This window comes from Maribellus comscasis, from assembly GCF_009762775.1.
Classification (GTDB): Bacteria; Bacteroidota; Bacteroidia; order Bacteroidales; family Prolixibacteraceae; genus Draconibacterium; species Draconibacterium comscasis.
In genome coordinates this window covers 5137123-5150368 of the sequence record NZ_CP046401.1, presented here as the reverse complement: position 1 = coordinate 5150368, position 13246 = coordinate 5137123, and the positions used below count along the sequence as shown (strand labels likewise).

Below are 13246 nucleotides of genomic sequence, written 5' to 3'. Positions count from 1 at the left end.
GAAAACTGTGACTGCGACTGAAAACTGAAAAAAATGGAAAAAATTATAACGGTACAAAACCTGGTTAAAAAGTTTGGGAGTTTTACAGCGAACGACAACCTGAGTTTTGATGTGTACAAAGGCGAAATATTTGGATTTCTTGGGGCAAATGGTGCGGGCAAAACAACAGCTATCCGGATTTTATGTGGTCTCTCCTCACCCACTTCGGGTAATGTAAAAGTTGCAGGTTTTGATATTTACCGGGAGACCGAAAAAGTCAAAAAAAACATAGGATATATGAGTCAGAAATTTTCGTTGTATGAGGATTTAACCGTCGCGGAAAACATACGACTTTACGCAGGAATTTATGGAATACCGCCCAAAAAAAGAAAAGAGAAAATGGCGGAACTGTTAAAAAAGCTGGAAATGGAAAATGCGAGAAACAAGTTGATTGCAGGCTTGCCCCTGGGATGGAAACAGAAACTGGCCTTTTCTGTAGCCATTTTTCATGAACCTAAAATTGTATTTCTCGATGAGCCCACCGGTGGCGTTGACCCGGTTACACGCAGAAAATTCTGGGATCTGATTTATGAAGCGGCCAGTAACGGGATAACCGTTTTTGTTACCACGCATTACATGGATGAAGCTGAATATTGCGACCGCGTTTCGATTATGGATGCCGGAAAAATTGAAGCACTGGACACACCCGCAAAACTAAAAGAAAGATACAATGCAAAAAACATGGACGAAGTATTTATAAAAATTGCAAGGTAAGAAGCCTCTCCTAACCCCTCCAACGGAGGGGAACCGGAAATAAGCTAAGAATAAACAACAAAGAATGAAATATAAAAATGAAAGACAAAAAATCGGAATTGAATGGTTCAACTTCTTTCTTCTGACTTCCGTCTTCCAGCTATTTTAAAATATGAAACAGCTTAAATCTTTTATAAAAAAAGAATTCTTCCACATTTTTCGTGATCCGCGGACGATGTTGATTTTATTTGGAATTCCGATTGCCCAACTGCTAATTTTCGGGACAGTTATTAAAAGCGAAATCAAGGATGTACACATTGCTGTTTACGACCAGTCGAAAGATGTAACCACGCAGCAAATTACAAATAAAATACTGTCGTCGGGATATTTTATTCTGGATAAAAACCTGGAAAATACAAACGGCATAGAAGATATTTTCAGAAAAGGAAAAGTAAAGGAAGTGATTGTTTTTGAAAGTAATTTTGGTGAAAAACTAAAAAAGGAAGGAAAGGCAAATGTACAGCTTATTGCCGATGCTTCTGATCCAAACACCGCACGCCTGGTTATTTCTTACACTTCCGGAATCATTAACGACTACATAAAAAAGATGCACCCAAACCTGCAACTACCTATGCAAATTCAGCCTGAAGTGCGGATGTATTTTAATGAAGAAATGAAAAGTGCTTATATGTTTGTTCCCGGTGTTATGGCACTCATTTTAATGCTTATTTCTGCTATGATGACTTCTATTTCCATCACTCGTGAAAAAGAATTGGGTACGATGGAAATACTACTGGTTTCGCCCTTACGACCTGCACAAATAATTATTGGTAAAGTAATTCCTTATCTTCTGCTGTCGGTTGCAAATGCATTTGTTATTGTACTTATCGGCAATCTGGTTTTTGGAGTTCCCATTACCGGAAGTTTTATCTTATTGATGCTTGAAACCATTTTGTTTATCATGATGGCCCTGTGTTTGGGTATCCTTATTTCCACTGCTGCCAAAAGCCAGATGACCGCCATGTTTATATCGATGATTGGATTAATGTTGCCAACCATTATTTTGTCGGGATTTATTTACCCGATAGAGAACATGCCGGTTGTTTTACAAGTAATAAGCCATATTATGCCGGCCCGCTATTTTGTTACCATTATTCGTGCAATTATGCTGAAGGGAGTGGGAATTCTTTTCGTATGGAAAGAAACATTAATATTGATTGGAATGACTCTGTTTTTTATTGCGGTGAGCGTACGGAAATTTAAGATTAGGTTGGAATAAAAGCCCCCTCTGACTCCCCCAAGGGGGAGAAACTATGCAACTTGTAACGTGCAACCTGAAACAATTAAGAAATGAATACTATTCGCTACATATTACAGAAAGAATTCCGGCAGATTTTCCGGAACAAAACGATGTTACCTATGATTTTTGGAGTGCCGTTGCTACAAATGCTTGTACTCGTTTTTGCCGCAACTTTCGACATGAAGAAAATCGACATGGTTGTAGTTGATAAAGATCTTTCAGAGACATCCAGGGAAATGATTGCAAAATTCGATGCAATACCGTTCTATAATCTTGAATTTGCAGTGCCAGACGAAACCATTGGAGAAGAGATGCTCCTCAGCGATGAAGCTGATGCAATTCTTGTTATACCTCCCAATATGGAACGTAACCTTATCCGCGATGACAAAGCCCAGGTACAACTCCTTGTAAATGCCATCGACGGAAATTCAGCGCAACTAATTTATTCTTATTCATCGAGAGTTATTGGGAATTTTAATAAGAATCTGATTGCCGAGTGGAGAGGTATTCCTGAGTTTTCGCCACCCGGCGAAGTAAAAATATCAGAAAGTTACTGGTATAATCCCGAACTCGATTACCACTGGTTTATGGCACCCGGCATTCTGGCCGTTTTAGTTACTGTTATTGGTATGTTTATGTCGGGAATGAACCTGGTGCGCGAAAAAGAAATCGGAACCATTGAGCAACTCAATGTAACTCCTGTAAAAAAATATCAGTTTATCATTGGCAAATTGGTACCTTTCTGGTTAATCGCCTTGTTTGATTTGGCCTTTGGCCTTTTAATCGCCTGGCTGGTATTCGATCTGCCCATAGTTGGCAACCTCCTTGTTTTATTCGCCTTTGCAAGTGTTTTTCTTTTGGGTGCGCTCGGGCTTGGCTTGTTTATTTCGACAGTAAGTGACACACAGCAGCAAGTCATGTTTATAAGTTTCTTTTTTATGATGATTTTTATAATGATGGGCGGGATTTTCACGCCCGTGGAAAGTATGCCACACTGGGCGCAAACAATTGACCGGGTCAACCCGATGTACTACTTTATGAAAATAATGAGAAATGTAGTACTAAAGGGATCTGGCTTTATCGATTTACTGGAAGAATTTCTTTCTCTTTTGCTCCTGGGAGTTATCTTTTTGAGTTTGGCAATTTGGCGCTACAGAAAAACGACTTAAAAGTCTCAGGCAACCGCTAGCCGTTTCTTTTCTACTATTTCGAAATTGGAGAAGAAAAGCGGAATTTTACAAAAAGTTTGATTCAGTAGTTTTCCAGAAGATGGCTGGCTTTACTCTCTTTCAAATAGGTTCCAAGCTTTAAATCAATTGAGGCAGTGTGCTCTTTAAACCAGTGAACCAGGAAATTAATCAACTGTTCTTTATTAATCTTCTTAACATCAAGAAAATTAATGGTATTCGCAAGAGTCTGAATCAGTTCATCGTGCTGCTTCTTATGCGATTTATAGTCAGGATAATCGTTCATCAACATTACATTTTCTTCACTTGTAAAATGGAAATCGGCATATTTATACAATTCTTCAAGCAAGAGTCTTATAATTTCGTCATCCATTTCACTCTCAAAGGCATGGTAAATCTTTTTGATGGTTTTAAGAAAAATCCTGTGTTCAGCATCAATTTCGAAAACACCCACACTGTACTGATTTTTCCAATTCAAATCTTTCATAAACGGGGCTATTAGTTTTCTGATATTTTACGGCATTCAAGTTATAAAATAAATTTCAAAAAGATAATATTTTCATTATTAAAACCTCAACCAAAAAAATGAGACAAGTTTAAATCAGACAATTTTGAATAAAACCTTTTAGCTTCTCATTCAACTAAAAAACTCACCACAATAGTTTCTTATAGCAGAATGGCGTGTCTAATCTTTCCGGACGCCTGACTGGCGAGAAATCTGATAAAAAATAACGCAAAGGTAGTGATGGGTAAAATGCAGGAAAGAGAGAAATATATTACTGAAAGAATAAAAACGATTTGTTCTCCACCAAACGTTTAAATTTAAAACATAACTTTCAGAAACAGCGTAGGTGTAAACGGAACAGCTTCAGTATTTACATCCAGGGGATTTTCGGTATCGGTAGCAATTCGCCGGATATTTGCCAGTTTGATATTTTCTGAATTTAAAACATTTAAAACCGAAAGTCCGATTTGACTTTTTACTTTTCCAGGTTTGAAATTATAGATTACAGCTATATCAAGACGGTTATATACAGGGATATATTCCACTCCATCAGTGTTTTCGAATATGAAACGCTCGAATCCCGAACCATACACATAATTGGCTGAAAAATAAAACGATTTATAGTTGGCCACTCCTGCAAATTTCAACTCGTGTCGCTGATCCTGCGGGGCCGGACGGTAGTAATCGCGAATATAAAAAGGGAAGTGTTCTTCAGTTTTACTAAGCGTGTAACTTATCCAGGCCGTATGCTTTTTGTATTCCTTTTTCAGAAAAAAATCAACGCCGTAACTTCGCGCTTCTCCGGAATAAAATCCGCTTTCCAATACACCGATGCCGTTTATAAAGCGCGATAAACCGTTTGTTGTTTTGTAAAAACCTTCAGCACTCGCTGTAAATCCCTTATAATCGTATGAAATACCTGCAACCCAATGTTCCCCTGAAAGAACGGGAATATCTTTATCGTCGGAATTGGCCCAGAAATAATAATAATTCATACTGCTGTCAACAAGTGTGGTTTTTGCCAGAAACTGGTGATACAAGCCCCAGGCTACATTTAATTTTAATTGTGGCGAAAGTTTTGCAGCCACTGCCACCCGCGGCTCGGGATAAAACTTCTGAATTTTGAAAGCGTAATTAAGCCGGACACCTGTCTTTAATTCAAAAAAATCATTTACCGGCCAGTAGTCCTGCAGATAAAAAAACATTCTGGTTAAACGGATATCTGTGTCAATTAATTCCGCATCAAACGACTGCCGCAAAACACGGACACTATTCGATTCCAAGCCCAGTGCGGATTCCAGATAATTCCCCCTGTGAAAATTCCAGCGGCTTTCAGCCAGCAGCGAGACTTGATTTACGCTGTTTTCCCCAACTCCTGATTTGGTAATATTTTCCCTTCCATTCCTGTTATTTACTATTTTGTTTTCTTCGTTTGATGCATTGGAAAGAGATGATGCGGCAATTTTTATTTTTCCTGTATTCCCCTTTTTGTCTTTTGCTGAAAACGTAAACGCACCTCCCCATTGCCGATTTTTTTCTTCTTCATCCCGGGTAATCTTATTATTTCCATAATCTCTTTCCAGGTTATATGCATATCTGTCTCCACCGCCGTATAAACTTAATTCCGCACCTATTCTTTTATCCTGAAAATTATATTTCAGATTTCCGTCTCGAAAATTATAGTCGGGATAAACGGTGGCATCAAACGTATTATTTCCTCTCCTGTTATATAGTTCTATCTCCGACGGATCATACAATTCATAAAAAGTTTGCCGGTAGGCAGCCAGAAACGATGATTTTTTGGAAACAGGCAGTTCAACCAGCGAATTTAAAGTTGTATTATTTATATTGAATGTAAAAGAAGGCTTTTGTAAACTCCCTTTTTTACCGGTTATATTTACAATTCCGCCAACCTGATCGCCGTATTTTGCTTCGTAACCTCCTTTAAAAACTTCCATATCTTTTAACACCAGCGGATTTACAACGCCAATATCATCGTTAAAGTTTTTTAGTCCGAAAATCGTAAATCCGTCAAATTGAATTTTACTATGGCTTTCATAAGCCCCCCAAATCAGTAAATCGGAAGATTGTTCTCCGGCAGCCAAAACTCCGGGCATAAGACGTAACATATTAAAAACAGAATTATCCCCATATCCCGGAAGAACCGGCGCAATCCTGTGGTTAATTTTTATTTTTCCGGGTTGGTCTCCGATCAATGTTGAACGTTCAATCGGATTGCCTTCCACCTGAACTTCTTTGATCGCGGTAAAACGCGGAGTAAGTGGAAATTGCTGTATCAGATTACCTGAAACAAGTGTATCGTATAAAAAATAGCCCAGATGTGAAATTCGTACATTAAACGAGGTATCAGCTGAAGCCAGATAAGTGAAATTTCCCTGTTGGTCGGATTGAATTGACCGGTTATTTATTAGGATGTATGAAAATGGCAACGGCTCGTAAGAACGAGCTTCAACTACCTGACCTGAAATTTGGGTTGTCTTTTGGCGACGAACTTCCTGAAAACTATTTTTGGGAATAATCAAAAAAACTTCTCCCGATTTTTTAAAAGTAAGAGGCAAACCTTTTAATAAACCCGCAAGTGTTTCTTCTTTTGAGGAAAAATTGTCGCGAACAGAGACAACAAATTGCGACAACAAATCTTTATCAAATGCAAACTGAAAACCATAATTCTCCTTTAAGTGAATAAGAACTTCATCCAAAGGAGTTTTGGTTACATCAATTTCAACAGATTCAGATTGTTGGCCAAAGACCTGAAAATAAAAACACAAGACAAAAACTAAAAGTATTCCACTTTTCACCTATTAACTGTTTTCCATCACCAGAAATACATTTTCTGATTGTTTTACGAAATTAATCTGCATCGCCGTACAAACAAAATCCAATACCTCTTCCACATTATATTTTTTAGGAAAGTTACCCGCAAAATTCCGTTTATCTAATTCTCTCTGAATTCTAATGGTAACACCGTATTGTCTTTCAATCTCGTCAATCACTTCCCTGAGAGGGGTTCCGGCAAAAAAGAATTGATTGTTTGTCCAGCTGATTATATTCTCAACGTTGTGATTTTTCTGCAAAATAAGCTCACCTTTTTTTAGCTCTGTTTTTGAACCCGGTTCAAGTATTACCGACTTTTTTTCGTTTGTAATAACTTTTACGCGACCAGTTAAACAGGCTACCCTGTATTTTTCGTCCCTGGAGTAAATATTAAAACTGGTTCCCAATACTTCGGTTGCTCCTTCCGGAGAAATAACACTAAACTTCTTTCCTGTTTCTACTTTAAAAAAAGCTTCGCCTTTCAGAAATACCTTTCGTCCAAATCTCCATTTTAAGGGGTAGTATTTTATTCCTGACTCTGCATTTAACTGCACAACTGACTCATCGGGCAGCTGAACAGTAAGATGCTCGCCGGGATTACAAACAACTGTCTTCTGATAAAAAAAAGCGATAGCCCCCAAAACAACAGCAAAAAAGAGTACAGCCGCCGCCACATACTTTAAAACCCCGGGAATTAAAACTATTTCCCTCCCTGACGGTTTTTCAACAATTTTGTCTGAAAGTTCTGCCCACACTTCTGCCTCTGTTTTTTCCCATTTAATTTTCCCTTTTGAAAAAAAAGTAGAATGTTCTTTTTCTAAATAGGTGCTATGTATATTTTTGTCATTCATTCGTGATTTAAAAAAGTGCGTAAATATTTTAAGGCGTACTTCATTCGCTTTTCAACTGCTTTTACACTTATCCCCAGTATTTCAGCGATTTCTTTATATTTCAGGTTCTCGGCCCTGCTCATCAAAAAAACAGTTCGTTGTTTCTCCGGTAATTTTTCAAGTGCTCTTTTATAATTTCCTTTTAATTGCTCAAAAGCGAAGAGATCTTCCGGAGTCTGTCCATTTTCATCAAAAACAAAATGATTAAAAAAATGAAATGAACGTTTCTCTTTTCGGTAATACGAAATAAACAGGTCGCCGGCAATTTTATAAAGAAGACCTTTTACTGACTCAGGTTGCACAGTTTGTTGTTTTTCCCATACCTTCAGGAAAGTTTCCTGGGCAATATCAGTAGCTACCTCAGTATTTCCTGAACGATAAAATACATAATTGCGAATTGCTGCAAAATGCATTTCAAACAGATACTTAAATTCTTCCTGGGTCAATGTAACTAATTTTCAAACAACGAATCAAAGATAGGTTACGAATCAAAAAAAGAAAAGCCCCGGCCCTTTTAAAAGCTGAGACTTTTTATTACTCCAATCTATTTGAACCTGCATTTCCTTACTGACAAATCCACTTCAGCAGTTTCTCCGTCCTGCGTTAAAATAGCAACATCATTACATTCTCCGTCGCCGTAGTCAAGCGATGAGATCAATTCTCCATTTAAAGTTATTTCAACAACTCCCTGCACAATAAAACGGCAATTGCGTGTCCTGATAAGCGGTTCTATTATCTCTTTCATGTATTCGTCGCCTTCGGAAGTAGTCGCATTTGTATACCCTGTAATTTGCACCATATCGTCGGTTTGATCCATTTCGGAATCTATTCCTTCAATCCACTCCCACTCCCGAACCGATGTACGATTAATGGAAGTTCCGTCAGCAAGTAGAAATACAAGATCGCTGGTAAATGTTCTGAAAACACTGTTTTCACGGTCGACGGTTACTTGTGCAGTTCCATTAACGACCAATGAATCGACTCCAAAATCTTCGTAAGTTATAAACCGGGTATAATCCTTATCCAACCGGGGCCCCGATATTTCAATTATCACCACACCGCTTAACACTTTTCCACTCCGTAAAACCGTACTATCGCCATAATCAAGTGTAATGGTTTTGGGATAACCTCCGTCTTCATTTTCAATAGTTAAATCAGGGCAGTGATTGTACTTGTAACGCAATCCATTCATCCAGCCCCAGTGTTTGCCCATTCCCATCCACTGAGACAACACAAATTCTGCATTGGCATAAAAATCAACTTCATAGTCGAGTTCTGTTGTAGCACTCTCCATGGCAATTTCATCCATTGCAATCTGAGCTGATTTTTCAGACAACTCTTCACTGGTTAATTGACCGCCCTGCTTGTCATTATTCTGACATGAAAATAAAACAACACCAAGTAATAAAATTCCAAATCCAAAAATTTTTTTCATGACAATAAATTTTAAGTTATTTTTTATGTACTCCGCATAAAAGACACTCTACCCTACCTCAAAAAAATATTTTTTAGGATAAAAAAATAATATTTTACTAAAAGACTAATATATAGGATATTACAAAGAAGAATATTTTTTATGATTCTTCGTTTTCTTTGTTTAGAGTTTGAACTTTTACTACTTTAGGCAGCCAAATTTTAACATTATGAAACAAGGAGCGGTTGTAATTTTTGTTTTGCTAATTACCAGTTGGATTGCAAATCCGTTAAAGGCTCAATCCACAACAGGGGCTCAGGGTCAACCCAAAGTGGTTGTAGGGATTGTGGTTGAAAATATGCGCCCCGATTATATTCAGCGTTACTGGAACAAATTCCAGAGCAACGGTTTTAAAAAACTTTACACACAAGGCGCTGTTTGTTCGAATATAAATATCACTCAACACATTCAGAGTTATGCAAGCGGAACAGCCACCCTCTATACAGGTGTAAATCCTTCCATACATGGCATTATTGACAAAACATGGTACGACAGGCTAAAGGAAAAAGAATTGGACTGCACAGAAGATGACTACTATTTTACTGTTGGCGCTGACACCGATGCAGGAAATGCATCGCCAGTGAAATTGCTTTCAAATACGATAACCGATAATCTGAAAATCCTTACTCTTGGCAAATCAAAGGTATTCAGCGTGGCGATGAACAGAGAATCAGCTATTTTTTCGGCAGGACATTCAGCAGACGCTGCTTACTGGTTTGATGTGGAATCGGGACGTATGATTTCAAGTTCTTTTTATGTTAGTACCTTTCCCGATTGGGTTCGTATTTACAACAGCGAAAATCAACCGGAAATGTACAGTTACCGGAACTGGACGACCTTACTTCCGGAAACCTCGTACAACGAAAGTGTTGCAGACGATTATATTCTTGAAAAAGGGTACTATGATAAATGGAATACTTTTCCACATACCATTAGTAAATATATAAAACGTTCAGAAGATTTCCGCCCTTTAAAAACAACACCATATGCCAACCTTATTGTTAAAGATTTTACACTGAGGCTGATGGAAAATGAAGATATTGGAAGCGATAACGCAACCGATTTTGTATCGGTGGTCTTTTCGTCGATGGACTATGAAAATGTTTCGTTTGGACCTGCTTCTGTTGAAATGGAAGACACTTATCTTTATCTTGACCAATACATAGGAGAATTGGTAAGTGCCGTTGAAAAAAAATACGGGAAAAATAATGTTTTATTTTTCCTGACGGCCAATACTTCAACTTCGTACCCGGTAAATTATTTAAAAGAAGAATTTAATCTTCCTGTTGATAATTTTATGCCTGAAAGCGCTATCGCCCTGCTCACATCCTATTTAAATATCGCATACGGCGAAGCAAAGTGGATTGAACATTATACTGATTTACAGGTATATCTTGATCACGATTTAATTGAGAAAAATAAACTCGACCTAAATGATATGCGGGATGTAACCTCCAATTTTATTAACCAGTTTGAAGGAGTTCAGGTTGCTTTACCTGCCTATCAACTGGAACAGGGAAGTTCAGCAAATGGCTTACTTGCCCCACTTTACAAATCCTATTCTAAAGGCCGATCCGGAGACTTTTTATATGTTTTGAAAGAAGGATGGCAACCGAGTTACAAATACAAAAAAGTAAATTACACAGACCAATCCCATATACCGCTCGTATTTTACGGTGCAAAGATTCAGCCGATGAATATCAACGAAAAATATTTTGCGGTGGATTTGGTTCCAACATTAGCAACGCTCTTAGATATTCCACTGCCAGACAAATGCCAGGGAAAAGCGATAAAAGAACTAGCTAAGTAAAAATTTTTAGAAAAACCAAAACTTTTTTCGTTCAGGAGTCTTTTTATCTCCGATACCGGTTTGAAGATCAGCCTCTGCTTTTTCATGCTCCTTTACCCATTTTTCCGACTTTAACTGAATCATTAAAGTCGTGTCATTGGTTACTGTTAATTTCTGAACAAAGGCTTCAAAACCATTATCTGAAAAAGTTATATTCATCTTCCCCGGCCTTAAAACTAGTTTATAAAACCCGTCCTTATCGGTAATCGTTCCAATACCCGAACTCTTTTCAAATACAGTGGCATTTTCGATCGCACCTCCTGTTAAAAAATCGGTAATATAACCTGAAATGGTGATGTACTGAGCGTTCCCTATAAGCGGGAAAAGCCCAAATAAAAATACAAATGGAAGTTTTAAAATTGCTTTCATGAATAATACATTGTTTACTGTTTTTATGGCTCTATGAATATAGACAAAAAGACACCAAAATGGTTGCTTCAAACATGAATTTAATGTTAAAAAAACATTATATTAATTAAGTCTAAATAACAAATTTTTCTTTTTCAGGGTCTATTTTGAAGGCGCATCAAATTTGACAAATATCATGTAAAATAAGTTATTTAAATTTTTATTGTTTTACAGAAACAGAATCATGCTGAACAACAGCAATGTTAAGCAACATTATTCTCGTTTATTAATAAACATCTGTTTACTTTTGTTTCTACAAATAGAGAAAAATTTCTTTATTGAGAGAATAAAAAAGAACGATTGACCAAGCCTTAACTGGCGCTCTATTTAACAATAAAAACAACTAATAAACTGATTAATAACTTAAATTATTTTTATGGATCCCATAAAGTCTTTAATTCAAAATTTAGCCGACCAATATGGAAGACAACGGGAAAATCTTCTCCCGATAATGCAAGGGGTAATTGAGCGCGAAAATTTTCTGTCAGAATACTCCATGGTAGAGATTGCCCGCGAAATGGATATTCCTGCTTCTGAGGTCTACGGAACGGCTACATTCTATTCTTTTCTTGAAACCAAGCCGACAGGAAAGTACACCATTCGGGTGTGTAAAACCATTACGTGTGCAATGAAAGGGAAAAGCCAGGTACTTTTTGCCATTCAGGACATGTTAAAGATTAAGCTGGGAGAAACGACTCCCGATAATCGTTTTACTCTTTTGGAAACGAACTGCCTCGGCTGGTGCCACAAAGCGCCGGCTATGATGATCAACAACGAAGTTTACACTGAACTCACACCTGAGAAGGTTAGAGAAATTCTTTCGGATTATATGAAACAAAACGGTTCAATTTAAAAAAAGGGAAAATGGCAAATTCGTATCAATTAAAAAGGGTAGATTTTATTTTCAGAAATGAAAATGACTGGGAAAAAGTTCTCTCAACTACCATCAAAAAGAAACCTCAGGAGCTAATAAATGAGCTTATCAGTTCAGAGTTAAAGGGACGTGGCGGTGCAGGGTTCCCAACCGGACTAAAATGGAAACTCACATCGGAAGCAAAAGCTGAAAAGAAGTATGTAATATGTAACGCTGATGAAGGAGAACCGGGAACATTTAAAGACAGGGAGATTCTGTCAAAAGTTCCTTATAAAGTTCTCACGGCAATGGCCGTTTGTGGTTATGTTACTGGCGCAAAGGAAGGTTTTATTTACCTCAGGGGTGAATATAAATTTCTGGAAGAAGAGCTAAACAAAGAAATTGCAGAATTTGAATATTACTGCAAGGAAATAAACCTTGATTTCAAAATAAAAGTGTTTATGGGCAGCGGAGCCTATATTTGTGGCGAAGAAACTGCTTTAATGGAGTCGCTCGAAGGGAAACGAGGTGAACCACGCAATAAGCCACCATTTCCAACACAAGCAGGTTTTAACGGCTCGCCAACTGTAATAAATAATGTTGAAACCTTGGTCCACACGTTTACCATTTTTAAATACGGAGCCAAAAAATTCTATGATTTGGGCGTTCAATATTCCCGTGGAACAAAACTGTTTTCTGTTTCGGGAGATACTCCCAAACCCGGTATTTATGAACTTGAGTTGGGAATGAGCCTTCAGGACTTTGTTTATGAATTTGGCGATGGAGATACCAAAGCCGTTCAGGTGGGAGGAGCTTCCGGTTTTCTTGTTCCACGTAAAAAGTTCAAAGATGCGGCCATTGGCTTCAAAGGAAAACTCACAGGTATATCACTTCCTACCGGAGGTTCTATGATGCTTTTCAACAGTTCGCGTTCAATGTTTAATGTTCTCGATAATTATCTTGAATTCTTCCGTGAAGAGTGTTGCGGACAATGTACTCCGTGCAGGGTGGGATGTCAGCAATTGCTGCTTGGCATCAAAGCAGTAAAAAGAGGTGACAAACCCGCATCGTATCTCGACAAACTATTGCGGCTGACGGAAACGATGCAATTAACCGCTAAATGTGGTTTGGGGCAGTCGGTGGCAAATTCCTTCTCCTCTATTGTTGAGAACTTCCGCGAAGAAATGATTTACTAACCCATCGAAAATTAAAA

At 37.8% G+C, this 13246-nt stretch carries 12 protein-coding genes; 6 read left to right on the top strand and 6 right to left on the bottom strand.

Annotation, left to right across the window (positions count from 1 at the left end; genetic code table 11):
* Window positions 1–33: 33 nt before the first annotated feature.
* The 3 genes from GM418_RS20710 (at window position 34) to GM418_RS20700 (ending at window position 3201) form a co-directional block, all read left to right on the top strand.
* Complete coding sequence (locus GM418_RS20710; RefSeq protein ID WP_158869138.1) at window positions 34–753, top strand: ABC transporter ATP-binding protein; 720 nt, start codon at window positions 34–36, stop codon at window positions 751–753.
* 151 nt (window positions 754–904) lie between these two features.
* Window positions 905–2011 (top strand): ABC transporter permease, encoded by a 1107-nt coding sequence (locus tag GM418_RS20705; protein WP_158869137.1) that lies wholly within the window; start codon window positions 905–907, stop codon window positions 2009–2011.
* A 71-nt stretch (window positions 2012–2082) separates the two neighbouring features.
* Window positions 2083–3201: an ABC transporter permease gene (locus GM418_RS20700; RefSeq protein WP_158869136.1), complete on the top strand. Its 1119-nt coding sequence runs from the start codon at window positions 2083–2085 to the stop codon at window positions 3199–3201.
* Between the two features lie 82 nt (window positions 3202–3283).
* On the opposite strand, the gene GM418_RS20695 is transcribed toward GM418_RS20700, so the two are convergent.
* The 5 genes from GM418_RS20695 to GM418_RS20675 form a co-directional block, all read right to left on the bottom strand.
* Window positions 3284–3706 carry a bacteriohemerythrin gene (locus tag GM418_RS20695; RefSeq protein WP_158869135.1) on the bottom strand — a complete coding sequence of 141 codons (423 nt, stop codon included), beginning with the start codon at window positions 3704–3706 and terminating at the stop codon, window positions 3284–3286.
* Between the two features lie 335 nt (window positions 3707–4041).
* Entirely contained in the window at window positions 4042–6543 is a 2502-nt protein-coding gene (locus GM418_RS20690) for a TonB-dependent receptor (RefSeq protein ID WP_158869134.1), read from the bottom strand.
* Window positions 6544–6546: 3 nt separating this feature from the next.
* Window positions 6547–7410 (bottom strand): FecR family protein, encoded by an 864-nt coding sequence (locus GM418_RS20685; protein ID WP_158869133.1) that lies wholly within the window; start codon window positions 7408–7410, stop codon window positions 6547–6549.
* Window positions 7407–7895, bottom strand: a complete 489-nt coding sequence (locus tag GM418_RS20680) for an RNA polymerase sigma factor (RefSeq protein ID WP_158869132.1) — start codon at window positions 7893–7895, stop codon at window positions 7407–7409. Before GM418_RS20680 ends, GM418_RS20685 begins: the two co-directional genes overlap by 4 nt.
* A gap of 98 nt (window positions 7896–7993) precedes the next feature.
* Window positions 7994–8884: a hypothetical protein gene (locus tag GM418_RS20675; protein ID WP_158869131.1), complete on the bottom strand. Its 891-nt coding sequence runs from the start codon at window positions 8882–8884 to the stop codon at window positions 7994–7996.
* A 208-nt stretch (window positions 8885–9092) separates the two neighbouring features.
* Here GM418_RS20675 and GM418_RS20670 point away from each other — a divergent pair, with 208 nt between their 5' ends.
* On the top strand, window positions 9093–10733 hold the full coding sequence (locus tag GM418_RS20670) for an alkaline phosphatase family protein (protein ID WP_158869130.1): 1641 nt from the start codon (window positions 9093–9095) through the stop codon (window positions 10731–10733).
* Window positions 10734–10739: 6 nt separating this feature from the next.
* Here GM418_RS20670 and GM418_RS20665 read toward each other — a convergent pair whose 3' ends face one another.
* Window positions 10740–11141, bottom strand: coding sequence for a carboxypeptidase-like regulatory domain-containing protein (locus GM418_RS20665; protein WP_158869129.1), 402 nt, complete (start codon window positions 11139–11141; stop codon window positions 10740–10742).
* Between the two features lie 415 nt (window positions 11142–11556).
* On the opposite strand from GM418_RS20665, the gene nuoE reads away from it, so the two are divergent.
* Window positions 11557–12033, top strand: coding sequence for an NADH-quinone oxidoreductase subunit NuoE (nuoE, locus tag GM418_RS20660; RefSeq protein WP_158869128.1), 477 nt, complete (start codon window positions 11557–11559; stop codon window positions 12031–12033).
* An 11-nt stretch (window positions 12034–12044) separates the two neighbouring features.
* Window positions 12045–13229: an NADH-ubiquinone oxidoreductase-F iron-sulfur binding region domain-containing protein gene (locus tag GM418_RS20655; protein WP_158869127.1), complete on the top strand. Its 1185-nt coding sequence runs from the start codon at window positions 12045–12047 to the stop codon at window positions 13227–13229.
* The last annotated feature ends 17 nt before the right edge of the window (window positions 13230–13246 follow it).